The organism is Thiothrix eikelboomii (assembly GCF_900167255.1).
In the GTDB taxonomy this organism is placed as follows: Bacteria; Pseudomonadota; Gammaproteobacteria; order Thiotrichales; family Thiotrichaceae; genus Thiolinea; species Thiolinea eikelboomii.
The window spans coordinates 171,998-198,319 of the sequence record NZ_FUYB01000004.1; the positions used below are offsets into that span (position 1 = coordinate 171,998).

A 26,322-nucleotide genomic window follows, 5' to 3' on the forward strand; every position below is an offset into this window, starting at 1 on the left:
AGGGAAATAAGCAACTGTTGACAATAACTAAATTGGGTAAGGAGTAGGACGGTGCAAGCTGCATTCTCTTATAAGGTAGGTGATTATCGTATTTTGCTAGAACCCGGCCTTCGTTCTGAGGTGCTAACCCTAGATACGGTTTATCCAGTGCCTTATGCGCCAGATTGGTGTGCGGGTTTATCTAATGTTCGCGGGGATCTCTGTCCGGTTATTGATATGCATGGGGTCTTATTTAAGCAGCCGCGTCCGAAAAAACAATACCTGCTCTGGTTGCAACACGAGGCTTTTGCGCCGGTTGTAGTCAGCTGTGATGAACTCCCTAAACAAATCACTGTACCGGATACGGCTACTCAAAGCGGACGGATACCGGGGATGCCCGGCTGGATTCAGACAGTCTGGAGTCAGAATAATGCCCTGCTATTAGCGGCTGATCATGGACGTCTATTTAGGTTATTAAGTAAAACCAAGCCCAGTGGATCCACAGCCACTGTTAGAGGGAAATAAATCATGATAAACAATAAAAAAACCATCTTGCGATCGCTAGTTTGGCTAGCCTTTGGTGTTTTGCCTTGTATAGCGCAGGCGGAAGAAGTCCCGGCTAATCAAATTCGCTTAGCCACGTCCTTGGATTTACAAGGTCAATCCAAAGGTCTAGGTACTGGTATGCTGAGCGGTTTAGAGGCTGCTTTGCAAGATAAGCAAATCGGTGCTAAGCAAATTAAATTATTAAGTGAAAACGATAATTATAGCCCACCCAAAACGATTGAAGCCGTTAATAAATTACTCAGTCAAGATGTATTTGCCTTCGTCGGCAATGTAGGCACTCCGACTGCAGCAGCAGCTTTACCCTTATTAGCAGATAAAAAAATACCTGCGATTGGTTTTTTTACAGGTTCTGATTTATTACGTAGTAATCAAGAAGATGTTATTAATTATCGAGCCAGTTATGGGCAAGAAGTTAAAGCCGTTGTTGAAGAGGCGTTTAATCATGGTTATGGCCCAGCGTCGATTTGCGCTTATATACAAGATGATTCTTATGGTTTATCTGGTTTGCGCGGTTTGAAAGCAGTGTTAGCTGGCAAACAAGGTGTAAATTATATTGCTGAGGCCTTAGATAAAATCTTCGAGCAAGAAGGTGACAATGCTCAGCGTAATGGGATCGGTCCTGTCGGTGTCTATAAACGCAATAGTCTTGCCGTGCGTGATGGCTATGACTCTATTAAGAAATGGGAGGCCAAGCAAGGTCGGCCTTGTAAATTCGTGGTAACGGTCGGTTCTTATGAATCAGTTGCTCGCTTTATTACTTATGCCAATAGTAAAAAAGAGTCTTGGGTTTATAGTGCAGTATCTTTTACGGGTGCGGATAATTTCCTGAAACAATTAAGCTCATTTGGTGTAGCTGATCGAGTATTAATGACTCAGGTGGTGCCTGCTTTAGACAGTGAGCTACCGATTGTTAATGAAGCACGCGCAGCACTGGGCGATAAATTAGGATATGTTTCTTTAGAGGGCTATATTGTAGGCCGGATGCTCTTAAAAGCAATGGGTGATGTTGAGGCTGCGGGGCAAGAAATGACACGAGCCAATGTCGTTGCCGCTTTACGGGGTAAGCAGTTTGATTTAGGTGGTCTACCGCTCGATTTTACCGATGATAATCAGGGGTCGGATTTGGTCGTGATGACGACGCTAGCAGATAACAAATGGGCGCCTGTCGATAGCTCAACTTGGAAAGGATGGTATAAATGAGTGATTTAGCGAACAACAAGCAGAAAACGGGCTGGCTAGCGAATATGCCAGTTGCTCAGCGGATATTTCTCTTGGTCTTGATTCCATTGCTATTGTTAATGCTGTTGGGTAGTGGTGCAATTTTTGCATTGAATAAAAATCAAATGGTTTTACGTGATTTAAGTAATCATATTGCATTAATTGATACCGGCAATAGTTTGATTCGTGATACTCAAGATAACCATGTTTTACTCTTACATCAAGTTGTTTTAGGGACTAAATCTTGGGAGGATGCCTTAAAAGAGTTAAAGGCTTCTGAAAAGAATTTTATTGAAGTGAGTATGCCACGTTATAAAGCACTGAAAAGTGTTGATAATCTAGATGATGAACAGATACGTAAAGAATTTAATCGTGTGCAAGAAGAAATGGATCAGCTTTTGGTGTCCATGAAGCGCAGCGAACGTTTGTTAGAAGGCCAAGATCGTAATCAGCTTGAGCTTTATGTACAAAATGATTTGTTAGCAGATACCCAAGGTTTTCGTGATAAAATTAATGCACAGGTTGAGAATGATATTAAGCAATCTTATGCTTTATCTGATGCAGCCACTGAAGATGCTCGGCGCTTATTGATTGCTGCCGTCAGTATGATTTTGCTGGGTATGTTAATTGCCGCGATCTTAGGGTATTTAATTTATCGCTCGATTGGTGGGCAATTGGGACGTTTGAATAGTACAATTCGTGAGATTGCCGCAGGTGATTTGAATGCTCGAGTGGAGTTAGGTGGACGCAGTGAGTTGGCTGAATTAGGCCAAGCGTTTGATGGTATGGTAGAAGATCGTATTTCGACTCAACGAAAAATCAATGCAGAACACCAACAATTAAATGAATCGGTCTTTACCTTATTAGAAGCGGTCGCTGATTTGAGTGAGCGTAATTTAACCGTGCGTGCGAAAGTGACGGAAGATGCCACAGGCCCACTGGCCGATGCGATCAATCAATTAGCTGAAGATACTACTGAGGTACTCAAGCAAGTCCGTGAGGTTGCCTTGACCGTGGATGCCACTTCTCAGGATGTTAACCAACATGCGCTGTCGGTGAATCAATTAGCACTGTTAGAACGCAATGAAGCCGAAGAAACGGTTGAGCAATTAGGCAATATTTTGGGTCGTTTAGATTCCATTGCCGCCTCTGCACAACAAGCGAATCGAGTGGCGGATAGTACTTCACGTGCCACCCGTGAAGCGCAAGAATCTGTTGCACGTACTTTAACCAGTATTTCAGGTATTCGTGATACCGTGCAAGAAACAGGTAAGCGTTTGAAACGGTTAGGGGAGCGTTCGCAAGAAATTTCCCGCATTATCGACATTATCAGCAATATCTCTGAACGTACAACGGTGCTGGCCTTGAATGCGAGTATGCAAGCAACGGCAGCAGGTGAAGCAGGGCGGGGTTTCTCGGTGATTGCCGAAGAGATTCAGCATTTAGCAGAAAGCTCACGGGAGTCGACGGATCAAATCGGTGCTCTGGTAAGAAATATTCAACAGGAAGCTAATACAACGATTGCGACGATGGATCAGACCATTTCTGAGGTGGTCGATGGTTCGAATTTGGCAGAGCAAGCCGCCACTCAAATGCAAACGAGCTTAGATGCGACGAATGAACTCGTCCAGTCGGTTGAGAAAATTGCGGTGGATTCGGCTGAACAGGTCAAGATCAGCCAAGAGTTGCAAACTCGTGCTGAGCGGATTGTTGAGGCTACTCAGTCGACAGGTAAGGAGTTATTGTCTCTCACTAGCTTAACTAGCAGTATGGCTGAAGCTGGTCAGCGTCTCGTCAAGTCCGTCAACGTATTCAAGCTGGAAGCCTAAAGGTTCGAGCATGAGGAGACTTTGATGGATAATCAGCTGAATGAAGATCGTTTGGCGTTTGCCGAAGAGCTAGAAGAGGTGGCCTTGCAATTATCTATGCTGGATACCAGCTTAGAGCTTGCTGAGCAACTTGACCAAGTGACGGCTGAGTACGAGCGTTTGAGCATGACTGCTGAAATGTATGCTTGGCAGGATGTGGTTGCTGTGGTCAATTGGGTACAAACCTCATTAACGACGAACTCAGCCCCAGAACTTTTAGAGCAAGGGAAATACTTTGGTTGGTTAGAAATGACCGCCTTAGTTTTACGCGAGCCGGATGAGCTGGGTCATTTGCCGATGCTGACGGCTGAGTTAATGGATTTTACTTGGCCCGAGGCCTTGGATCCGCAGTTATTGCAACAATTTCTATTAACCTTACGTGCTAGTGGGCAAGCCAATTTAGAGGAGACAGCAGAAACCTCACTTAGCCCAAGTACTGAGCTAGCCTTTGCAGCGGATGTGCACCCAGAGTTATTGGCGGCCTATTTAGCGGAAACACCGGGGCATATTACTGAAGCTGCGCGGTTGATTCGGGTACTTGCTAAGGGCGATAGCCGTCTTGAGCAGCAGCGGCATGCTTCACGCTTAGTCCACACCATTAAAGGTTCGAGCGGTGTGGTTGGGGTTGAGCCGATTGCGAATTTCACTCATCAGCTCGAAGACTTATTAGATGCGGCTGCTCTGCAAACGCTCCCTGCAGGTTTGGGGTCTATTTTAGAAGCTGCGGCTGATTGTTTAGAGGCTTTATTCGACCATCTAAAGGCAGGTACTGGCTTGCCGGAAGAGTATGCAGAGCTTAATCATCAGTTAAAAGAGTGGAAAGAGCGCTTAGAACAAGAGACTTCGGAAGACGATGCGGGCGATGATGCTTTAAAGCTAACCCCAGTGGTTAAACTACCTAGCTTTATTACTGAGCACACGGCTGAAGCTATCGAGTCGATCGAAGCGAGTAGTGAGGACGAATTACTCGATGAAGATGAGTCCCTACCCTTAACTTCCACGGTTTTGCACAGTGGTGCGGCTTCGGTTGCAGTCAATGAGGAGCGAGTTGGACGCTTACTGAGTTTGACTGGGGAGTTAATTAGTTCAAGTAGCCAATCGGCTGAATTATTGCAGCAATCTAACCGTATGGGTAAGCAGCTGTATCAACATGATGAGCAAATTCGCCAGCGTTTAGATGAATTAGAAACAGCAATTGAACATCAAGCTCAGCGTCAGACGAAAGGCTCAAAAGCGACTCAAAAGGAAGGACCAACCTTAGATGAATTAGAGCTAGAGTCTTACAGCGATTTAGTCAGTGCGAATAATTTATTAATGGAGGCAGCTGCTGATAGCCACGAGTTGGTGCAGAGCTTGCAGCAAATGATGCGGCGCTTGATGGATGAGCTGTATCAGCAGCAACGTATTCAGCGGCAATTGAGTGAGGCCGTCCTGTCGATGCGCTTGACCCCCGTCAGTACTTTACTGCCACGCTTAGAGCGGATTGTGCGCGAGACTTGTCGGAAAACGGCTAAAAAAGCTGAGATTGAGATTCAGGGTCAGCATTTACAAGTGGATGCGGATATTCTCAAGGGGGTGACTGATCCTTTGCTGCATTTATTACGGAATGCGGTTGATCATGGTATTGAAGCGCCCGAAGCACGAGTGGCAGCCGGTAAGCCCGAAACTGGTAAAATCACCCTGACCTTCGCTCGGCGGGGTAATCATATTAGTTTGAGCTTAGAAGATGATGGGGCTGGCATGAATCTAGAGCGGATTCGCGCCCGTGGGCTTGAGCGTGGGCTGATTCAGGCTGATACACCACTCGCCGAAGAGAGCTTATTAAATTTAGTGATGCAACCGGGCTTTAGTACTCGGGATGAGGTGAGTGAGGTTTCAGGACGTGGTGTCGGCATGGATGTGGTGCAGGCGGCTATTGAAAAGTTGCGCGGCAGTGTGAAGCTCCACAGTCAAGCGGGGCTTGGCACAAAAATTGTGCTGGACCTGCCCCAAACCCTGATTTCTACCCATGCCTTAGTCGTTCGGGCGGGTGAGCATTGGGTGGCTATTCCGGCTGATAGTATTGAGCAAGTATTGTATGTGGCAGCGGATGAAAGTATAGACGATCACGGAGTGTGGCGGATTCATACCAATCGTTATCAATTACCGGTTGAGTCCCTCGCGCAATTATTACATTGGCCTGCGGCTGCGGTGAATATTCAGCAAGGCCATACCCTGCTAATTATTCGCAGTGAAAAGGGCGCACATGCACTTTATGCCAATGAAGTCTTGCCTTCTCGGGATATTGTGATTAAAAATCTTGCATCATGGTTGGGTTATTTGCCCGGCATACAAGGTGCCTGCATTTTAGCCAACGGCACGGTTGCCCCTGTTCTGGATATGCTGCGTTTAGTCCGTGATCTAGAAGATGGCAAAATTCAATTGCAGGCCGCTGATGAAGTGAAGACGGTTGAGCTTAACAAAACTGCATCCACGATTTTAGTGGTGGATGACTCGCTCAGTAACCGTAAAGCACTGCGGCTCAGTTTAGAGGGCATGGGGCATGTGGTGCATACGGCCGTGGATGGTTTAGATGCCTTACAAATCATGAATACTACACCTGTTGATATGGTGTTAACTGACATGGAAATGCCTCGGATGAATGGCTTGGAAATGACTCAAGCGATTCGGATTTGGCCAGAGATGAAAGATTTGCCAGTCATTATGATTACTTCACGAAGTACACGTAAGCATCGTGATTTAGCTGAACAAGCCGGCGTAGATGGTTATTTAACTAAACCCGTACAAACAACAGCCTTACAGGAACAAATAAAAAAATGGCTAGATACGCAGTTGGCGATTATATAAGTGTTTCTTCAGGAGTAAATGGAGCTATGGCTCAGGCGGATCATACAGTAGGTGTTTGCCTCTATAAGCTTGATGCCCGCGAAGAAGCGGTCTTGAAGCGGGTAGTAACATTTAGTGGTGCACAAGGGCGCAACTATGTGTTGACGGATTTATCTTCTGCGCAGTTGGTGGTGGTGAGTAATGAGACGCTGCTTGACTTAGCAGCCTTGCACCCTGAAGGTGCTATGTTAGTTCGGATTACTGATCAAGACAGTGAGCAGCCTTATGATGTCTTGATGCAGCGCCCCTTATTGGTGACGCGAGTGATGCGTACTTTGGATGAGGCGCGTAAATTATGGCTAGATCATCTGGCTGAGCCTGTGGTTAAAACGTCTGAACCTCCGCAGTTAACGGTGGTGGAAGCCAACCTTGCAACGCCCGCAGCGCTTCCATTGCCAACACTTAAAGCCGAGCTTGAGCAACCCGCTTTGGCGCTGAGTATCACAGTACCTGAGACTCAGCAGTTACCTGAGACTCAACAACTACCTATTGCTGAAACCCCGATAATTCCGGTGGCTCCTGTAATGCCTGTACCAACGGAAGCCATGCCCGCTGCAGCTCCTGAGCAGCCGAGTCGGTCGGTAGAAGAACAGGTCGCTGTTCCTCATGCTGAGCCACCTATAGAACTCAGTCGTGAATATCATCACCGTGCTTTAGTGGTCGATGATAGTGCAGCGATTCGTAAGCAATTAGAAATCGAGTTACGGCAGGCGGGGATTGCCTCTGATTTTGCAGAAACAGGTGAAGAGGCTTTACAAAAAGTGGCCAGCCACCGCTATGACCTAGTGTTTTTAGATATTATTATGCCCGGGATTGATGGCTATGAAACCTGTCGCCAAATGCGGATTCGGCGGGAAATGAAAAAGACACCGATCATTATGCTCAGTGCTAAAACCTCACCTCTAGATGAGGTACAAGGTGTTATCGCGGGTGCTTCAACCTATTTAACTAAGCCAGTTAAAAGTGATCAACTCCAAAAGACTTTAAAGCGAGTGTCGATGTGGTTAGATAACTTTCAACAAGCACGCTCTTAAACGATGTTTAATTCGGCATTTAATTCAGTGCAAGTTTAGCTGGAGTGGTATATAAAAATCAGCAAAAAAACAAGTGTTTAGCCATACCCAATCAAACCCACGGGGGCAAAATAATGAAAATAATAATACGCAACCGATCTTTTTTATTTATTTCACAAGTACTGTTAGCCAGTTGCTTACCTGCGCAATTGACCCTTGCTCAGGCAGCCTCGGCTAGTTTGGAAGAGGCCGCACCACCTTGGGCTGCTCGTGAGGATCTACCCTTAGCCGCACCTGCTGCAGCTTTGCCAGCCGCTACGCCGCTTGCCACTGAAGCGGCTGCTAACCCGCCACCGCAGCGTCAGGCCGTGAAGCCAGTCACTGCAGCTACTGAGCAGGGAAAGAGTATTGAGCAATGGTATGCGAATCGCCAAGCACATCGAGCTTCAGCCTCAACTGTTTCAGCAACAGCCTTACAGGCCAAGGCGACTCAGGGGGATTTGAACGCGCAATATGCTTTGGCTTTACAATTGCGCCAAGATCCCAGTCCTGAAAATATTAAGCAATCTCTCGACCTACAGGAAAAAGCGGCGCGAGCCGGGCAAGTCGAGGCTCAATATGGCTTAGGGGTGATGTACAGCAATGGTCAATACCTGCCCTTAGATCAGCGCTTAGCTAAGTTTTGGTATACTCAAGCGGCTAAGCGTGGGAGTGAAGCGGCTAAATTAGCCTTAGCCAGTCTTACCCCTGCGGCAGAGTTAGCCCCTGCTGTGCAAGCTGCTCCAAGGTTAGCGGCTATCGCTCCAGCTCCGGTTTCAGCTCCAGACCCCATGCCCGCTCCAGATCGTGTTTCAGCTCCAGCTTTAGAATCAGAGTCTGAAGAACCAGAGTCTGAGCTAGCAGCTTTGCCGATTGAGGGTGCTGCGGGTGCAGAGGGTATGCCTGAGGCTCAAGCCGCTGTGGTCGAAGAGCCGGGTGATATATCCGTTGAACATAATCAATCCAAAGTTGATCTAGGCAATATGAGTGTGCAAGAGGTGATTGACACTGCTCAGCGAGGAGATATGTATGCGCAACTCATGCTAGGTGCTCTCTTTGAGGATGGTACTGATCCGGCTATCCCGCAAAACATTGCCGAAGCGGCTAAATGGTATGCCAAAGCAGCCAAGCAAGGTTATCCGAAGGCACAGCATAATTTAGCACTGCTCTATGAAGATGGGCGTGGTGTGAAGCAAAACTATGCTGAGGCAGCAAAATGGTATGCCAAAGCAGCTAAAGCGGGTTTTTCTGAGGCACAAAACAATTTAGCCGTGCTGTATATTATGGGCAACGGTGTCAAACAAGATCGTGCACAAGCAGAAAAGCTATTGACCGCAGCAGTAGGCCAAGGCAATGAAAATGCTCGGCGTAATCTGCAGAAATTGCTAGAAGGCCCTGCTAGCTAAGCGAAGGGGTCTTAGCACCGCCCATACACAAAGGGGAGTCGGCAACGGCTCCCGCTCGTTTAAAGTATTCGTCAGGTGTTAGTGTATGAAGAGCGAGGGCATGAATTTGATGTAGCTCGCTGGCTAGAGCCTGATTAACTAAGCGATGCCTTGCCACTAATCGCCGATCCTTGAATTGCTCACTGACAATAACTGCTTTAAAATGCGACTCAGCGCCCGGGGGGACATTGTGCAGATGGCTTTCATTAATCACTTCTAACACATCAGGATTAAAAGCCTGTCGGAGCTTTGCTTCAATTTGTCCTTGCATACCCATAATCATTTCCTTTTGTTAACTTGAATCTGCTTTAATACCGCGTATATTTCATCAGATTTTTATAAAGACGCTTGCGAGCATGAACCAAAAACAAAATTTTGACAAATTGTCACGTTATCTAGAACGGAAAATTGTTGGCCAAAAATCGTTGATCAATCGTCTGTTGATTGCCTTACTCGCAGATGGTCATTTGTTAGTGGAAGGTGCTCCAGGGCTGGCTAAAACTCGTGCGATTCAAATGCTCGGGCAAGGGGTGGAGGGGAGCTTCCATCGTGTGCAATTCACGCCGGATTTGTTACCGGCTGATATTACAGGCACTGAGGTGTTTCATCCTAATGATGGCAGTTTCAAATTCCAAAAAGGTCCGTTATTTCATAATCTGATTCTTGCCGATGAAATCAATCGTGCACCCGCTAAAGTTCAATCAGCTTTGCTAGAGGCGATGGCCGAGCGTCAAATTACAGTCGCAGGTACGACTTGGAAATTACCCGATCCTTTTTTGGTGATGGCCACTCAAAATCCGATTGAGCAAGAAGGTACTTATCATTTACCGGAGGCTCAATTAGACCGCTTCCTGATGCATGTTTTAGTCGATTATCCCACAGCGGAAGAAGAGCGTTTGATCCTACTCCTAGGGCGCAAAGAGGCGATGGAGGAGGTCCGGCATGAAAAGCTAGTAGAAGAGCCGCTGGTAGGGCCGGCAGAGATCCGTGCTGCTCGCCAAGAGGTTTTGATGCTCTATATGGCGGATAATATTGAGCAATATCTATTGCAACTGGTATTAGCCACTCGTCACCCTGAGCGCTATGGTAAATCCTTGACGGGAAGCATTGCGTATGGAGCCAGCCCCCGCGCCACCTTGGCGTTAGATCGTTGTGCCCGTGCTCATGCTTGGTTGGCAGGACGCGATTTTGTTAGCCCCGAAGATGTGCAGGCGGTGGCTCATGATGTCTTACGGCATCGGTTATTGCTAACCTTTGAGGCAGAGGCCGATGGTATGAGTGCTAATCACTTGATTGATGAGCTCTTAGCTCTGGTGGCAGTGCCTTAATGCGCCCAGGTGATGGTTTAGTTTATAGCTCTTTGCAGTCTTTAATTAAGCTGCAAACTCAAGTGCGAACTTTGAATTTAGCTAAGCGTCATGTGCGTGCGCGGCAGGTCGGTTTGCATCGCTCGGTGTTTAAAGGTCGGGGGATGGATTTTGCCGAATCTCGCCCTTATCAACCGGGGGATGATATTCGGACGATTGATTGGCGGGTAACCGCTCGTAGTGGCAAAGTCCATACGAAAATCTTTCAGGAAGAACGTGAAAAGCCGGTTTTGATTTGGCTAGATTTGCGCCCGTCAATGTTTTTTGCAACCCAAGGCCGCTTTAAAACCGTGGTGGCGGCGGAAACTGCTGGCTTACTGATCTGGAAAACCCTTTCCGAAGGTGATCGTGCGGGGGGCGTATTACAGCAAGCTAATGGACATTTAGAATTTAAACCCTCACGTAGTCGCAGTTCGGTCTTGGGTTTTATGCGCGCGCTCGCTGAAGCGACGCAGCAAGATCAGTCAAGCTTGCTGAGCGATACGGCGGTGCTACAAGATAGTTGGCGACGTTTAAGACGGGTGACTGAATCAGGCACACAGGTTTTTGTGATCAGTGATTTTCGTCAAGCTGACCCGGTTGCCTTACAACAATTAGCGATGATTCATCGCCAAGCGAGTATCACTTTAGTGCTCGTGCGTGATCCGTTAGAAAATCAACTTCCCCCGCAAGGTGTGCTACGTGTGACGGATGGCAAACGCAGTTTATGGGTGAATCTCAAGCAGAAAATGTGGCGGCGCGATTATCATGAACGTCAACGACAAGCCCAGGTTTCGCTGCAGGAGTTTGCACGCAAGCATCGGATTCCCCTCATTCAATTATCGACCCGCGATACCACGAATGAGCGTTTGTTGAAGTTAGTCAGAGGGATGCGATGAAGCCAACTGAACTCCCCTTACGCGATATTCATTTGCCCGCTGAAATCGGCTGGTGGCCTTTAGCTTGGGGTTGGTGGTTAGTCTTGATCTTAGGCCTAGGTGTTGGCCTTGCACTAATCATTTGGTGGCTGAAACGTCCCACTAGCCAGCGGCGTATACAGCGGTCAGCTCAAGCCTCTGCCTTACAAGAGCTAGAGCGGATTGAGCAACAATATCGACATGATCCGCTGGGGTTGGTACGTGAGTTATCGGTACTCTTGCGGCGGATGGCGATTAGCCTATATGGGCGGCGTAGTGTAGCAGGTTTGACAGGTATGAGTTGGCTACAGTTTTTAGACCAGCACACTGGCTCACCCGTGTTTAGTCAGCACTTTCAACAAGCTTTAACTGAATTACCGTATCGTGCACAAGGTAATGCGGATGTAAAAGCTTTAGTACAAGAGGTGCGTCAATGGCTCAGCTCGCAAGCGTTGGCAGGTAAATAGCATGTATGAGTTCGCTTGGTGGTGGCTATTTGGTTTGCTGCCTTTACCCTTATTGATTCGCCAACTTTGGCGACCTGCCAAACAACGTGTTGGCCTAGCCTTGAAGGTTCCTTTCCTACAAGACTTTTTACAAGGTGAGGCTGCTTCTGAAAAAGCGTGGACTTCATGGCTGGCTTTAGTCTTCGCAGCACTGGCGTGGTTAGCTTTAGTGACGGCGGCTGCCCGTCCGATTTGGGTGGGTGAGAGTGTGGCCTTGCCTGTTTCTGGGCGGGATTTAATGCTGGCAGTCGATTTATCCGGCAGTATGCAAGAGCAAGATTTTTACTTGAATAATCAGGTAGTTGATCGCTTAGTTGCGACTAAGGTGGTGGCGGGTGATTTTATTCAAAAGCGAGTCGGGGATCGGATCGGTTTAATCGTGTTTGGTGATCAAGCTTATTTACAAGCGCCCCTTACTTTTGATCGGGTGACGGTACATACGCTGTTAAATGAAACGGTGATTGGTTTGGCGGGCGAGCGTACTGCGATTGGTGATGCCATCGGTTTGGCCATTAAGCGCTTACAAGATAGCCAAGAAAAGAATCGTGTGCTCGTTTTGATGACCGATGGAGCGAATACGGCTGGTTCGGTTAGTCCTGCCGCTGCCGCCGATATGGCCGCGAGTGCAGGCTTAAAAATCTATACAGTAGGGATTGGTTCTGAAGGTCCACAAGCGCGCAGTTTGTTTGGCATTCAATTGATTAATCCGGCCGCAGAAATTGATGAAGAGTCTTTAAAAGCGATTGCGAGCAAAACAGGTGGGCAATATTTTCGGGCGCGGGATACGGAAGAGTTTCAGCGTATTTATGCCGAATTAGACCGCCTAGAGCCGGTAGAGCACGAGGCTGAAGAATGGCGGCCGCAGCAAGAATTATTTCGGTGGCCGTTAGGTTTGGCATTTATGCTGGGCTGGTTAGCTTTTGTCGTGCGTATGGAGGCGGAGGCTTAAATGGCGGATTTTCATTTTCTCTATCCAGCGGCTTTCTGGTTATTCGTTTTGCTGCCCGTGTTATGGTTTTGGATTTTACGGCGGCGTAAACACCACAGTGGTTGGCAAGATTTAGTCGACCCTGCACTCGCGCCTTTTATCCTTACAGGGCGGGAGCGGCGGGAAAGTTTGTCTGCACTGATCATTTTTTCTTTGCTGGCGCTACTCAGCATTCTAGCGCTAGCGGGGCCGGCTTGGGAAAAGAAAGAAGTTCCCGTCTTTCGTCAGCAGCAAGCGTTGGTGATTGCGCTTGATTTGTCCGCTTCAATGTATGCGCAGGATTTATCGCCCAATCGCTTAGAACAGGCACGTTTTAAGGTCATGGATATTCTGCAGGCTCGCAAAGGAGAGCAAACAGGGCTAGTCGTGTTTGCAGGCGATGCTTTTCCTGTTTCACCCTTGACGGATGATATAAAAACCATTGAAGCGCAAATGAAGAATCTCAGCCCAGACATTATGCCAGTGCAAGGTGGTTTCTTGAGTTTAGCGATTGAGCGTTCAATGGAGCTGCTCCAACAAGCAGGTGCAAAAAGTGGCAATATTCTGCTAATCACCGATGGGATGACCGATGGTGCACAAGCTTTAAGTGCTGCCCGCGCCGCATTGGCTAAAGGTGTGAATATTTCTGTATTAGGCGTGGGGTCAGTGAATGGTGCGCCGATTCCTTTAGCAGAGGGTGGCTTCTTGCAAGATGCCCGAGGCAAAACCATCCTACCCAAACTGGAGGTGGCTAGCTTGAACGCTTTGGCACAAGCGGGTAATGGGGTTTATGTAACCGCTGGGATTGGTGACGCCGATGTCAATCGTTTAGCCGCCGTATGGGAGGCAAAAGCGGGTGAGCAGAATTTAATTTCGGGTGGTCAGCGCCAAGTGGATACTTGGGTGAATGCGGGAGTTTGGTTGGTCTTAGCGATATTACCGTTCGCGGCGGTATTGTTTAGACGAGGTTGGCTCTTATCTTTAAGCTTAGTAGTGCTGGTTTTGCCACAAACTCAGCCAGTACAGGCCAGTGTCTGGGCTGATTTATGGTCAACACCGGATCAACAAGCTCAGGCTGCTTTACAGGCAGGGCAAGCTAAACGTGCCAGTGAATTATTTGAAAATCCGCAGTGGAAGGCTGCTGCTGCTTATCAAGCAGGGCATTTTGAGCAAGCGGCTCAGCTATATTCTGCAGATAAAAGTCTAGAAGGTTTATATAATTATGGGAATGCCTTAGCGCGCTTAAATAAATTCCCGCAGGCGATTGCTGCTTATGAGCAAGTACTCGCGCAAAATGCACAACATGCCGATGCACGCTATAATCGAGATTTACTGAAAAAACAATTAGAGGATCAGCAACAGCAGCAAGGTTCACAAAACCAGCAGCAAAATCAAGATCAGCAAAACCCATCGAATCAGCAACAGCAAGCAGGTCAAGCTCAGCAGAATCAACCCAATCAACCGCAGCAAGACCCACAGCAGGCTCAAGCCCAGCAAGAGCAAGCCGCACAGGAACAAGAGCAAGCTAAGCAGGCTGAGCAAAACCAACAGCAGGAAGCAGAACAATCAGATGCTAAATCAGAACCAGCCCAAGCAGAGGCTGCTGCCCCAATCGACCCCAAAGCAGCAGAACAACAACAAGCCACAGAGCAGTGGCTACGCCGGATCCCCGATGACCCAGCAGGTTTGTGGCGGCGTAAGTTTCAATATCAATATCAACAGCGCGCCCATCCTAGCCAAGGAGATGCTTGGTAATGACTGTGTTTAGGTTCATCGCGCTGGTTTGCTTTTGTTTGAGTTTTAGCTGCAAAGTATGGGCGGCGGGTGTGCAAGTCCAAGTCAATCCGGCAACAGTATCGGTGGGGGATGATTTCACCTTAACCTTTTCAGCCGATCAAGCACTGGCGATTACGCCTGATTTTAGCCCGTTGGATCAAGACTTTCAGGTGACAGGGAGTTCAACGAGCACTAACCTGCAATATATCAATGGGCAAATGGCGCAGCAAACCGCTTGGAGAATTAGCCTATTCGCCAAGCAAGCGGGCAACTTACAAATTCCTAAGATTCATTTCGGCCAACTCAGCAGTGAGCCAACGACTATTCAAGTGGTCGAGGGGGCGGTTGATTTGAATGGTAAACCTAATACCGATATCCTCGTTGAGCTGAGCGCTGATCCGCCTCAGCCTTATGTGCAGCAGCAAGTCATTGTCACCCAACGCTTATTGCATGTGGTCCCGTTATTACCGACCCGTGCTAGCATGTCGCATCCTGAGTTAGAAAAAGGCAAAGGTCTGATTCAGCAATTGGGGAATACCAAAAGTGGGGTGGTCAATCGCAATGGGGTGCGCTATCAAATGATTGAGCGCCGTTATGCCGTATTTCCCCAAGTCAGTGGGGAGCTGACCCTAGGGCGGACGGTATTTCAAGGTGCTTTAGATGATCGTCGGTCGCGGCAGCTCGATCCTTTTGGTATCAGTGGTCAGCAAGTCCGCCGCTTTTCGGCACCTTTAGTGATTACTGTGCAGCCACAGCCACAGATCAAATCGACTTGGCTACCCGCCAATAGCCTGACGCTGAACGCACATTGGGAGCCAGCCAATAAAACTTTAAAAGCAGGTGAGCCAGTCACTTTGACGATTGCGATGATCGCAGAGGGTTTAATGGCGGAACAATTGCCTGCCCTCGATATTAAGCCCCCAATGGGGATTAAAGGCTATGCCAATCAGCCAGAGTTTCGCAATGACCTCGGTGGGAACAGTGTGATTGGGATGCGTGAAGAAAAATGGGTCTTGATGGGGACTGCAGATGGAAATTATGTCTTGCCAGAGATTAGCGTCGATTGGTGGGACCTGAAAGCTAAAAAAATGCAGACAGCCCGGATTGAACCTACCGCTTTAATAGTGACCGGCGTAGGGCAGAGCCAACCCTCGACTGACCCCAATTCCGCTGCTAAAGCCAATCCTGAGCCGGGGGCTGCCAATAGTTTATTGACCCCTAGCGAAGAGCGCATGCCTTCTAGTCAAGCCCCCAACACGGGTAGGCTAACTAAGCTTTGGCTCTTAGCCATTTTAGCGGCTTTGGTCTTAATCAGCTTAGCAGGGCTGGGCATTCGGTTGCTTAAGCGAAAGTCCAAGGACAGGGAGGCAAGTCGTTTTGCCAGCCACAGTATTGCGCCCTTACAGGCATTGAAGCAGGCCTGTCAAAGCAATGATGCCCATGCTGCTTTTCAAGCGTTACAGGCTTGGATTCGGGAGGATTTACATTTATCACCGGCGACTATTGCTACTTTAAGAACCCACGCCGACTTACCCTTAAAACAAGCTTTGGATGATCTCAGCACGGTGCTGTATGCGTCCACTACCCATGTTTGGGAGGGGCAAGAGCTGTGGCAGGCGGTGCAGAATTATCAGCCGCAGCCATTGACGGATTCAAGCTCAAGTTCACAACAAGGATTAGGCTTGGCTGAGCTTTATCCTAGCTAGGGCTAGTGGGGCGAAATACACATCGAGTAAAGAGCAAGTCAAACCAATACTGGCCAATTCCAGACTGGCTTCAGCCCCAAAAAAGCTAAACAGCTCCCAACGATGCTGAGCATTACGAGGAAACACCTCTCCAAGAGTATTTCTAGCTAGGTTAGTCTGTTAATGACTGTTTGGCAAAAATGTCTAATAACAGTTAATAGATCAATTGGCTTTTTTTTATAATTTCGGCAAACTGTAAAGTCAGGTTTTTTCTACAATAATAAATATCAAATATGCTAAGGAGTTTAGGCTTATGACTTTATCACTTTCTTCTGTTAAATATGTGGGTCCTGCGATGCAAACCCGTTTGGAGTCCAATGGGGTGGCGACGGTTGAGCAACTGGCTGGAATGTCTGAACAAGCGTTGGCGGATATTCCGGGGATTGGAACAAGCACCGCACGCGGTATTTTAGACAGCGCCAAGGCTTTAATTGCACCAGCTGAGCCACCGACAGAGCAGGCAATTGAGCCAGCTGCAGAGCAGACGGTTGAAGAGCCTGCTACTGAACCGCTGGAGGGTGCACCCGCTGTTACACCGACTGCCACCGATACACCGGAGCTGACAGACACAGCTGAACAGCCAACGCCAGTCGCTGCACCAGAGGCTAAGACAGATAAAACCGCTGAACCGAAAGCCTCGGCTGCCAAACGCCCTAGCCGTGCTAAAACCGCTGCTAAGCAGCCTACTGAGACTAAAGCTAAGGTGGCGAAAGCAGCGCAGTCGACAGAAGCTAAAGCCAAGGAAACGGCTTCTAAGCGAGTCAGAGCTAAGGCTAAGCCGATCACTGTTTCCGAGCCTGAGACTGCCTCTGCCCCTGAGGTTGCTGTTGCACCTGAGCCAGCAGTGAAGAATGAATCCACTCAGCCGCCAGAGCAGGAGCAGGTAGTGAAAGCCAAAGCCAGCTCTAAAAAACAAACTAAGGCTACTAAACAAGAACTCAGTGCTGAAAAACAATTAAAAAAAGCGAAAAAGGTTGTAGAGCAAGAACGTAAAAAAGAACAGAAGGCTTTAAAGAAAATTGCTAAGCAAGAGCAGCAAGATAAAAAAGCCGCTGATAAGGCCGCGAAGAAAATTGTAAAAAGAGCTAAAAAAGCGGCGAAAGCAGCGGCTAAAAAAATCCTAAAAAAGGCAGGCTGCTAACCAAGGAGCATTAAGTTTTAAATCCTAGGCGCGGCTTGCCTAAGTTTTCCCAACCCTTACCCCTGCAAAGGGGTAGGGGGTAAGAAAGTCATGGGTTTAGTGAGTGGGTTTGATCTGGCTTCCAAAAAACCGGATACCTTAAGATGTGATCTACCCCATCAAAAATGGACACATCAAGAAGCGAGTTTCTGGTAAAAAGCGGTCCCAATGACTACCGGACTTTGGTGACCTTTGGCAGAGTATTATTAATGTTTAAAACGCTCCCCGTCACTCCCACCACTTAGGAGACAACATGTTTGGTATTTTCCCCTCAGCGCGGCTCAAACCTTCGCCCTATTACCAAGCGACAGTGACCGCAGGCGTAACCTCGTTCACGGTCTACAACAATATGCTGATGCCCACGGGTTATGGCAATCCCGAACCTGAGTACTGGCGTATTATCAATGGTGTCAGCCAGTGGGATGTTGCCTGTGAACGCCAAGTGCAGTTGCGGGGGCCAGATGCTAGCAAGTTGGCACAAATCCTCAGTCCGCGTGATCTCTCCATCTGTAAAGTGGGTCAAGGTAAGTACATCCCGATGTGTAACCACGACGGTGTGCTCATCAACGACCCCATTCTGCTGAAGCTCGATGAAGAGCGTTACTGGTTCTCGATTGCCGACAGTAATATCTGGTTTTGGGCAGCCGCGATTGCAGCCGAGCGTGGTCTGAAGGTTGAAGTCAGTCACCCCGATGTATCACCACTGGCGATTCAAGGCCCCAAAGCCGAGGCCGTGGCAGTGGCCTTGTTCGGCGACTGGGTGAAAGACCTCAAATATTTTTGGTTCAAAGAAACCACACTGCACGGTATTCCGATGGTGGTAGCCCGTTCAGGCTGGTCTAAACAAGGTGGTTTCGAGCTATACCTCATGGATAGCGCCCGAGGTACTGAGCTGTGGAATATCGTCAACGAAGCGGGTAAACCGTGGGACATTGGCCCGGGCAACCCCAACCTGCACGAACGGGTCGAAAGTGGGCTGCTCTCCTATGGCGGCGACACCGACCAACACACGAACCCCTACGAGGTACGGCTGGGTAAATACATTGATTTACAGGTAGCCGATGACGTGATTGGCATCCAAGCCCTGCGCCGCATCCACGCCGAAGGCCCCAAACGTCACCAGCTAGGTATCAAATTTGAGGGTGATCAGCCCAATCCATTTGGTTTTGCTTGGGAACCTGTGTTCCAACACGGTATTAAGGTCGGCGATCTGACCAACGCGGTCTGGTCGTACCGTCTTCAATGTAATATCGGTTTCACCTTGATTTCAACCCGCGCCCAACCCGGCGATACCGTAGAAGTACAACGCGCCAGCAGCTGGGTACGTGGTACATTGTGCGAACTGCCTTTTCTATGAACGCAGCATGATGCAGATAGAAGCCCAATAGCCTGTTCTGATCTGGCTTCCAAAAGCCGGACACCTCAAGATGCAAGTGTTTGAGCCTCAAAGTCCACCGGACTGAGATAGCCGAGTGTATTATGCAGGCGATGACGGTTGTAGTGTGTTTCGATCTATTCAAACACCGTGTATCACATATTTTCGCGAGTGTCGAAGCGTTCACTGTGTAGGGCTTTCACCTTGGTCAGAATGCATGATGACGCTTTTGGGTCGTTTGCGTTTGAAAACCGCCATTTGCAGGGCATCACACACCCAGTCGGCGGTCATCCGTTCGGGCATTGCCTAACCAATAACCTGACGGGAGAACAAATGATGGTTAGGGTTGACAAGTTTGCTGCCTAAATTCAACGCGGCGATCTACCGCATCACGGAGGTCGTCAGTCCCTGTTCCGATAATATTTTCATAAAAGCCTTTGCCTTCAGCCTGTGTCTGTGTCTTGACTGCGCCTTGTTTACTCACCATTAATTGTCGAATCCCGCTCGCACGGGAAGTCGATAGTTTTAAATTATAGGCGGCTGAACCACTATGACTGCTATGCCCTGCGATTAACAGGCAACGCTGGCTGTGTTTGAGATATTGTGCTAGTTCTTCGATCCATACTTGGTATTGACTACTCAGGAAATGACCTCCTGCAAATTGAGTCGAGTCGACCGCAAACAAAATTTTAAAAGTTAGCATTGGGCTATGCTTAAAGCCGGATTGGATTAAATCGGCGAAAGCCCGCCGTGCTTCTGCGGTTCGATTCATGCGTAATAGCGTTAAGTAGCGTCCTGCTAAGCTACGTAAACTTTGAACCTCTTTAATGGCATTTGCGGCTTCATATAATTCTAAAGCCTGTGCATAGTGAGCACTAGCATAAGCCTTCGCTGCATCCGCAAGAATGGCCTCTAACTTTAAGCGGCTTGGATAATGCGGTCGTTGCATTTCTTGGCGTAAATCAAAACCCTCTGCGTTTGGATTGAGCGGCTCGGGGTAGACGGGGCTATCTTTCGCTTCAGCGGTCAAGGTATAGGGCAAACCTTGGCTGAAGACTTTGTTATGAACATAGGCGACTAAACGTCCTGTTTTCGCTTCACGTAGCCAAAGATTGAGGTCATACATCGCACCTTGACTATTCTTATCGACCGCCAGCGCACTGTGCACGAGGTAATGGGCTTGTGGTAATAAGCTTTGAGAGATCAATGCTATTTTGATAGCTGCACCGCTGTGTGTTTGCAACTGAGCTTGTAGATCACCCATTAGGTTCAAATTTTCCTTGGAATTAGCGTCATAGATAGGCACTAACAGCAACTGGGCAGGCGCTAATTGGCTGTACCACGAGCGATCTTGCTTGGCGCGGTTCATGACTAGACGACTCGCCTCCTGTAAAGCTTTCAACCAAGTTTGGGCGGGTAGCTGCTGGCTGATACTAGGTTTTAGCAGTGGTCGCTCAAGCTGAACCGCTGAGCTAACTGTAGAGAGGATGCGTTTAGATTTAGGCTCTTGCATCCACATACTGAAGACTAGTTTTTCTCGGCCTTGTACAGTAGTCATCCGCATTGTGCTATGCAGCTCATAATTGACTGTAGCCTCCCCTTGGGTAGAGTGGGTAACGAGCTGTATACCTTTAAAAGCGGTGGCTTGTTGTTGTAAATAGGCTTGAATTTGTTGGCTAGGCTCTAAAATCTTGCGAGTTTTTTCTTGGTAAGTGGGTAACACCAAAATTCGGGTCGCAACCCAATCACTGCGCCAACTACGTTCCCGTTGTACGAGGGGCAATAAATGTTTAGCTGCTCGTTCAGTGGCTTTTTGTAGCGAGACGGGGCGTGTCAGTTCTAATAAGGTAGGCGCTTGAATAATGGTCGTGGTGCAAGCCGCTAATATAAAAAATGCCAGCAATAGAAGCATCATTTTTTTCTTAAATGACATGGAATCACCTTGATTGTGAGCCGTGCAATACAAGCCGCTATTGCAGGGGAATACCTAAAGATTGCTCAAGTAGTCGGTAATCTTCCTTATGTCTAGACTCAGTGGGTGCGGCTGCCTGTGGTTTAGCCAATTGATTGATTTTCGGTTCAATCCTTGGTTCAGGGCGCGAGCGCGGCATGGGTCTAGAAGAGGGAACTGATTGACTGACTGTTTGGGGGGATTTAACGGGTTTATGTTTCGGACGTGGAGTACTAGCAGGACGGTTGCGATTATTCAGCTGATCTTTGGTATTAGCAGCGTTTATAGGCTTGGTGGCTGGCACAGCCTTTGGTTTTGAGTGAGGGCTTGGTTTAGGGCTAGGGCTTAAAGTGATGGATTTCAAAGGTGGCTGAGGTAAAGGCTCAGTCGATGGCTGAGTAGTTTCAGTGATCTTAGTAGTCTCTGGGATCTTAGTAATCTCAGTGATCTCAGGGGGGGTTAAAGGCGAATGCGGGAGTGGGCTGGTCGCTAGCTTCGGTGATGAGCTGGTAGGGGCTAAAGGTAACCAAGGGGATTGCCCAGCTTTCAAACTAGAAGGCTGCAGTTGGCTGAGGAGCTGACCGGTTAAAAAGCCTGCCAGTAAGGCTACAGGGAGTAAGCCTAATAGCCAAAATAGGATGGTTTGCCGCGTCAAACGCGGGGGAGGCTCACGTTTAATAATAAGCTTAGGCATGCTGATCTGAAGGTGCTAGCGACCACAATCACTTACAGTAACCTTAAGCTTATTTAGATACAGGCGCTAAGCAGATAGACTCAAGATTTAAAGCGCTAATCGGGTCGTTAGTTCACTCGGTTGATCAGGTGATTGGCTTGAAAGCTGCGAATAATATCAGCGAGCTGATCAATTAAGGTTTGGCGAGCAGGGCGACTGGCCCAAGCAATATGTGGGGTAATCAGCAAATTGGGCAAGGTGGTTTGTAATAATGGATTAGCTTCTGTGGGCGGTTCTAGGCTTAACACATCGAGAGCTGCACCCGCGATTTGGCCCGTTTGTAGCGCTGCTAATAAATCAGCTTCACAAATTAATCCTCCCCGTGCGGTATTCAGCAGAAAGGCGGTGGGCTTCATTTGCTGTAAGCGTTCGGCATTGATGAAGGCTTGAGTCTGCTCGGTCAGTGGGCAATGTAGGCTGATAAAATCGGCTCTAGTCAAGAGTTCGTTCAGGCTAACGCGCCCGGGGCGCACTTGAGGTGCATCCAAGCGTTCAGCCACTAAGATTTGCATACCAACGGCTGCCGCCAATTCGGCGGTTGCTTGGCCTAAGTTGCCATAACCAATAATACCGAGCGTCTTGCCTGCCACCTCAGTAATCGGATAATCCAATAAACAGAAATGCTGACTGTGTTGCCAAGCTTGGTTCTGTACCGCCTGATGATAGGCAGGCAGTTGACGGGCTAGAGCAAAAATTAAACTTAAGCAATGTTCTGCCACTGAGCGATTGGCATAATGACGGACGTTGCAAACGGGAATACCTAACTGCTTAGCAGTATGCAGATCAATATTATTCGTACCTGTCGCGGCGACACAAATGAGTTTAAGTTGATCTTTCAATGCTATGAGAGTGTCAGCATTCAGTAAGACTTTATTGCTAATCACAATTTCAGCTTCACCAATATGCGCTAAAAGCTTGTCAGCTTGGGTGGCTGGCCATAAGTGTAACTGCCCGCAAGCTTGTCGCAGCCGCGTCAAATCGAGGTCATTATGGCTGGTACTGGCATAATCAAGAAAGGCCACTTGAGGCATAAAAAGCTCCTAATGCATTAATAAGCTTCAACAGGCGATGCAGGCCTGCTTAAGTTTGTTTATGATAGCGCCTTACATTGACGTCTTTGGTTTTAGGGATGGGTCGCAAGCTAGCGCGTACACTACAACTTGGTATTCTTTTTATCGTAATCTTGTTTGGATATACAGTATTTTCTGATCAAGAATTTATGCTTTGGCAAAATAATTTTCGGCAATTTGCGCAGCAGCGAGGAATTAGTGAGGCTACTTTAAATTTAGCTTTTCGCGGCCTATTAACCGATAAAAAAGTGCTCAGACTCGATGCTTATCAGCCCGAGTTCAGTCGCCCGATTTGGGAGTATATGGACAGTGCTGTCTCCCCAGAGCGGATTGAGCAGGGGCGCTATATACTTAAGGAATATGCGCCACTCTTAAAAAAAATCAGTGATACTTATCGGGTGGATGCCGAATATATTGTGGCAATTTGGGGGATGGAAAGTAGCTATGGCCAGCAATTAGGTAATTATTCGGCGATTCGTTCTTTGGCGACTTTGGCCTATCAAGGGCGTGAAGAGCGCCGCCATTTCTGGCGTAATCAACTCTTGGCCGCTTTAAGGATTCTGCAAACTGGGGATATGCCGATTAATAGTTTGCGTGGCTCATGGGCGGGTGCGTTGGGACATACTCAATTTATTCCTACCACATTTGAGGAGTTTGCCGTCGATTTTGATGGGGATGGCAAACGCGATCTGCGTGCGAGCATTCCTGATGCTTTGGCTTCGACAGCTAATTATTTATCCCAATCGGGTTGGCAGCGTGGGCAACCTTGGGGAACGGAAGTGGTATTGCCGGTCACCTTTGATTGGTCAGAAACTGAGCCTGCTAATTGGCAAGCCTTGAGCTATTGGATGGCGCAAGGGGTTTATCGAGTGGATGGTACACCTTTAGATGCCTCACCCATGACCCGTTCGGCGGTCATTGTGCCAGCGGGCTATCAAGGCCCTGCCTTTTTAAGTTATCCTAATTTTAATGCCTTATTGAAATATAATAATGCGATTAGTTATGCGCTAGCGACGGGTTATTTAGCGGAGCGTCTCAAAGGTGGTTTAGCCGTACAAGCCGCATGGCCGCGTGATGAGCTAGCTTTAAGCCGCTTGGAAAAAGCAGAATTGCAAGAGCGCTTAAGTGCCGTAGGCTATAGCACGGATGGGATTGATGGCAATATCGGGCCAAATACCCGCGCCGCCTTACGTCGTTGGCAGGCTGATACGGGTTTTCCTGCTGATGGTTATGCAACTATTGAGCATCTGCAGCTGCTACGTGAGCAAACTGCTCTACCAAAGTCGATAGAAGCAGGCAGTTTCTAAACCACCTGCTTGCACTCAAAGCTTTAATTTAACTAGTTAAAGCCACAGAGCTTCCGTGCTTAAGCTTGGTAAAATGCCTGCGCAGCACCCACCGCCACCCCGGATTCAATCGGGGCTTGCAAGGAGCTGAGTACTGCATCTAAAGCGCCTAAGCAAATTAGAACGTTTTTGGTATTACAGGCATGCCCCATTAAACCAATCCGCCAGACTTTACCCGCTAAAGCGCCTAAACCAGCGCCAATTTCGATACTGTATTCATTCAATAAGCGAGCACGTACTGCGGCTTCATCAACCCCTTCAGGGACGGTGATTAGATTCAATTGTGGTAAGCGCGCCGCTTCCTCCACCACAAACCGAATGCCCATCGCTTCTAAGCCTGCTTTTAAGGCTTGATGATGGTGTTGATGGCGTGCCCAAGCATTTTCTAAACCCTCTGCTTGCACCATGACTAAAGCCTCATGCAGAGCATACAGGGTATTCACCGGCGCGGTATGATGATAAGCCCGCTTAGTACCACCGCCCCAATACCCCATAATCAGGCTCATATCTAAAAACCAGCTTTGAATTTTGGTTTTGCGAGTTTTGATCACGTCGACGGCGCGGCTACCGAAACTGACTGGGGACAAGCCGGGTACACAAGACATGCATTTTTGAGTACCCGAATAAATCGCATCAATACCCCAAGCATCGACCCTTAGCTCTGAACCCGTTAAGGAGGTGACTGCATCGACAATGACTAAGCATCCGTATTGATGGGCTAGCTCGGTTAATAGCTTGGCATCTGAGCGCACGCCAGTTGAGGTTTCTGCATGCACAAATGCCAAAATTTTAGTATCTGGATGGGCTTTTAAGGCAGCTTCGACTTTTTCAGGATCGACAGGTTTACCCCAGTCATCCATCACCATAATAGCAGTGCCACCAAAGCGTTCGACGTTTTCCTTCATGCGTCCACCAAAGACACCATTTTGGCAAACGATGACTTTATCACCGGGTTCGACTAGGTTGGCAAAACATGCCTCCATCCCTGCTGAGCCGGGTGCAGAAATGGGCATGGTCAGTTCATTCTGGGTTTGAAAAGCGTACTGCAAGAGGCCTTTGACTTCATCCATCATCTCGACGAATAAAGGGTCAAGATGGCCCAGAGTAGGGCGCGCCATTGCTTGTAAAACACGGGGGCTAACATCCGAAGGGCCAGGTCCCATTAAAATCCGTTGGGGGGGGTAAAAGGGCGACGTTGCCATGCACAATCCTCTCTCAAGTCTTAAAAAATAGCAGCTTATTATGCCATAGCTTGTACGAAAGCTGAGGATTGTTTTTCCTAACGAGCATTGTTGCAGTGCATAAGTTTAAGCATAATCCTTCCTTTGTGTCCGTTTGCCACCTGAGGTCTTGTCTGTGTACAGTTTGTTACGTGAATTACTCTTTTTGCTCCCTCCTGAATTTTCACATCATACCGCTTTGAAGGCCTTAAAATTAGCCTATCACGCAGGTCTTAATGGTCAGGCTGCTCCCTTGTTAGCGACTCCTGTGGAGGTCATGGGTATTAAATTTCCTAATCGGGTTGGCTTGGCAGCGGGCTTAGATAAAAACGGCGAATACATTGACGCTTTAGCGAGTTGTGGTTTTGGCTTTATTGAAATTGGCACCGTGACACCCCGCCCACAGCCCGGTAATCCCCATCCACGTTTATTCCGTCTGAAGTCCGCGAAAGCGATTATTAATCGTATGGGATTTAATAATCATGGTTTGGAGTATCTGCTAGGGCAAGTGAATAAGGCTCAGTATCAAGGGATTTTGGGCATCAATATTGGTAAGAATTTTGATACGGCGGTTGAGCGTGCCGTGGATGATTATCTGATCGGTTTACGTAAAGTCTATCCGCATGCTGATTATGTCACTCTTAATATTTCCTCGCCGAATACACCCGGTTTGCGGAGCTTGCAATACGGTGATGAATTAAAGCGCTTATTGACCGCCCTAAAGCAAGAGCAGGCTATTCTGGCTGATCAACAAGGTCGCTATGTACCCTTGGCGGTGAAAGTAGCGCCGGATTTAAACGCGGCCGATATCGCGGGGATGGCAGAGGTTTTATTAGACTGTGAGCTGGATGCACTGATTGCAACGAATACGACGCTAGATAAAACTGCAGTCGCCTCGCTAGCGCAAGGAGCAGAACAGGGGGGCTTAAGTGGTCAACCACTGACTGCGCGTTCGACCGAAGTCATTCATTTATTTTATGAGCGTTTGGGTACACAAATTCCCATTATTGGTGTGGGTGGGATTATGTCAGCTCAAGATGCACTGGCTAAATTGCAAGCGGGGGCGGCTTTAGTACAAATCTATACGGGCTTTATTTATGCAGGTCCGTCCTTAATTAAAGCCTGTGTACACGCGAGTGAATCAGCCTAGTTGAGTCAACTAGGCTGAGGTGTCG

At 48.1% G+C, this 26,322-nt stretch carries 22 protein-coding genes and 1 pseudogene; 16 read left to right on the forward strand and 7 right to left on the reverse strand.

Annotated elements, in window-relative coordinates; all coding sequences use genetic code 11:
• Positions 1–51 precede the first annotated feature (51 nt).
• From B5D50_RS06630 to B5D50_RS06655, 6 genes are all read left to right on the forward strand, one after another.
• Entirely contained in the window at positions 52–504 is a 453-nt protein-coding gene (locus B5D50_RS06630) for a chemotaxis protein CheW (RefSeq protein WP_078921799.1), read from the forward strand.
• A 3-nt stretch (positions 505–507) separates the two neighbouring features.
• A complete protein-coding gene (locus tag B5D50_RS06635; protein ID WP_078921800.1) occupies positions 508–1,746 on the forward strand; it encodes an ABC transporter substrate-binding protein in 1,239 nt (412 codons plus the stop codon).
• Positions 1,743–3,593 (forward strand): methyl-accepting chemotaxis protein, encoded by a 1,851-nt coding sequence (locus B5D50_RS06640; RefSeq protein WP_078921801.1) that lies wholly within the window; start codon positions 1,743–1,745, stop codon positions 3,591–3,593. Before B5D50_RS06635 ends, B5D50_RS06640 begins: the two co-directional genes overlap by 4 nt.
• Before the next feature lie 24 nt (positions 3,594–3,617).
• The gene (locus B5D50_RS06645) at positions 3,618–6,479 is read left to right on the forward strand and encodes a hybrid sensor histidine kinase/response regulator (protein ID WP_078921802.1); all 2,862 of its coding nucleotides are present in this window, start codon (positions 3,618–3,620) and stop codon (positions 6,477–6,479) included.
• A 26-nt stretch (positions 6,480–6,505) separates the two neighbouring features.
• Positions 6,506–7,552 (forward strand): response regulator, encoded by a 1,047-nt coding sequence (locus tag B5D50_RS06650; protein ID WP_159448593.1) that lies wholly within the window; start codon positions 6,506–6,508, stop codon positions 7,550–7,552.
• Between the two features lie 113 nt (positions 7,553–7,665).
• Positions 7,666–8,976, forward strand: coding sequence for an SEL1-like repeat protein (locus B5D50_RS06655; protein WP_078921804.1), 1,311 nt, complete (start codon positions 7,666–7,668; stop codon positions 8,974–8,976).
• Here the strand turns inward: B5D50_RS06655 and B5D50_RS06660 are convergent.
• Complete coding sequence (locus B5D50_RS06660) at positions 8,969–9,292, reverse strand: BolA family protein (protein ID WP_078921805.1); 324 nt, start codon at positions 9,290–9,292, stop codon at positions 8,969–8,971. The genes B5D50_RS06655 and B5D50_RS06660 overlap by 8 nt on opposite strands.
• Positions 9,293–9,371: 79 nt before the next feature.
• Here B5D50_RS06660 and B5D50_RS06665 point away from each other — a divergent pair, with 79 nt between their 5' ends.
• The 8 genes from B5D50_RS06665 to B5D50_RS06700 all read left to right on the forward strand — a co-directional run bounded on the left by B5D50_RS06665 (position 9,372) and on the right by B5D50_RS06700 (position 18,809).
• On the forward strand, positions 9,372–10,343 hold the full coding sequence (locus B5D50_RS06665) for an AAA family ATPase (protein ID WP_078921806.1): 972 nt from the start codon (positions 9,372–9,374) through the stop codon (positions 10,341–10,343).
• Positions 10,343–11,260: a DUF58 domain-containing protein gene (locus tag B5D50_RS06670; RefSeq protein WP_078921807.1), complete on the forward strand. Its 918-nt coding sequence runs from the start codon at positions 10,343–10,345 to the stop codon at positions 11,258–11,260. The genes B5D50_RS06665 and B5D50_RS06670 overlap by 1 nt, the downstream gene beginning before the upstream one ends.
• Complete coding sequence (locus B5D50_RS06675) at positions 11,257–11,745, forward strand: DUF4381 domain-containing protein (protein ID WP_078921808.1); 489 nt, start codon at positions 11,257–11,259, stop codon at positions 11,743–11,745. The genes B5D50_RS06670 and B5D50_RS06675 overlap by 4 nt, the downstream gene beginning before the upstream one ends.
• A gap of 1 nt (position 11,746) precedes the next feature.
• Positions 11,747–12,733 carry a vWA domain-containing protein gene (locus B5D50_RS06680; RefSeq protein WP_078921809.1) on the forward strand — a complete coding sequence of 329 codons (987 nt, stop codon included), beginning with the start codon at positions 11,747–11,749 and terminating at the stop codon, positions 12,731–12,733.
• Positions 12,734–14,506 (forward strand): VWA domain-containing protein, encoded by a 1,773-nt coding sequence (locus tag B5D50_RS06685; RefSeq protein ID WP_078921810.1) that lies wholly within the window; start codon positions 12,734–12,736, stop codon positions 14,504–14,506.
• The gene (locus B5D50_RS06690; protein WP_078921811.1) at positions 14,506–16,233 is read left to right on the forward strand and encodes a BatD family protein; all 1,728 of its coding nucleotides are present in this window, start codon (positions 14,506–14,508) and stop codon (positions 16,231–16,233) included. The genes B5D50_RS06685 and B5D50_RS06690 overlap by 1 nt, the downstream gene beginning before the upstream one ends.
• 292 nt (positions 16,234–16,525) lie before the next feature.
• Positions 16,526–17,413, forward strand: coding sequence for a helix-hairpin-helix domain-containing protein (locus B5D50_RS06695; RefSeq protein ID WP_078921812.1), 888 nt, complete (start codon positions 16,526–16,528; stop codon positions 17,411–17,413).
• A 292-nt stretch (positions 17,414–17,705) separates the two neighbouring features.
• On the forward strand, positions 17,706–18,809 hold the full coding sequence (locus B5D50_RS06700) for a glycine cleavage T C-terminal barrel domain-containing protein (protein WP_078921813.1): 1,104 nt from the start codon (positions 17,706–17,708) through the stop codon (positions 18,807–18,809).
• A 65-nt stretch (positions 18,810–18,874) separates the two neighbouring features.
• Here B5D50_RS06700 and B5D50_RS20820 read toward each other — a convergent pair whose 3' ends face one another.
• From B5D50_RS20820 to B5D50_RS06715, 5 genes and pseudogenes are all read right to left on the reverse strand, one after another.
• The gene (locus tag B5D50_RS20820; RefSeq protein ID WP_143594285.1) at positions 18,875–18,964 is read right to left on the reverse strand and encodes an IS3 family transposase; all 90 of its coding nucleotides are present in this window, start codon (positions 18,962–18,964) and stop codon (positions 18,875–18,877) included.
• Between the two features lie 64 nt (positions 18,965–19,028).
• Positions 19,029–19,160, reverse strand: a pseudogene (locus B5D50_RS20825) (IS3 family transposase); the annotation flags it as partial.
• Between the two features lie 7 nt (positions 19,161–19,167).
• Positions 19,168–20,760 carry an OmpA family protein gene (locus tag B5D50_RS06705; protein WP_078921814.1) on the reverse strand — a complete coding sequence of 531 codons (1,593 nt, stop codon included), beginning with the start codon at positions 20,758–20,760 and terminating at the stop codon, positions 19,168–19,170.
• Between the two features lie 37 nt (positions 20,761–20,797).
• Positions 20,798–21,472 carry a hypothetical protein gene (locus B5D50_RS06710; protein ID WP_078921815.1) on the reverse strand — a complete coding sequence of 225 codons (675 nt, stop codon included), beginning with the start codon at positions 21,470–21,472 and terminating at the stop codon, positions 20,798–20,800.
• 107 nt (positions 21,473–21,579) lie between these two features.
• A complete protein-coding gene (locus B5D50_RS06715; RefSeq protein WP_078921816.1) occupies positions 21,580–22,542 on the reverse strand; it encodes a D-2-hydroxyacid dehydrogenase in 963 nt (320 codons plus the stop codon).
• Between the two features lie 188 nt (positions 22,543–22,730).
• Here B5D50_RS06715 and B5D50_RS06720 point away from each other — a divergent pair, with 188 nt between their 5' ends.
• A complete protein-coding gene (locus B5D50_RS06720) occupies positions 22,731–23,888 on the forward strand; it encodes a lytic murein transglycosylase (RefSeq protein ID WP_234975819.1) in 1,158 nt (385 codons plus the stop codon).
• Between the two features lie 59 nt (positions 23,889–23,947).
• Here B5D50_RS06720 and B5D50_RS06725 read toward each other — a convergent pair whose 3' ends face one another.
• A complete protein-coding gene (locus B5D50_RS06725) occupies positions 23,948–25,129 on the reverse strand; it encodes a pyridoxal-phosphate-dependent aminotransferase family protein (protein ID WP_078921818.1) in 1,182 nt (393 codons plus the stop codon).
• A gap of 154 nt (positions 25,130–25,283) precedes the next feature.
• On the opposite strand from B5D50_RS06725, the gene B5D50_RS06730 reads away from it, so the two are divergent.
• A complete protein-coding gene (locus B5D50_RS06730) occupies positions 25,284–26,297 on the forward strand; it encodes a quinone-dependent dihydroorotate dehydrogenase (RefSeq protein WP_078921819.1) in 1,014 nt (337 codons plus the stop codon).
• The last annotated feature ends 25 nt before the right edge of the window (positions 26,298–26,322 follow it).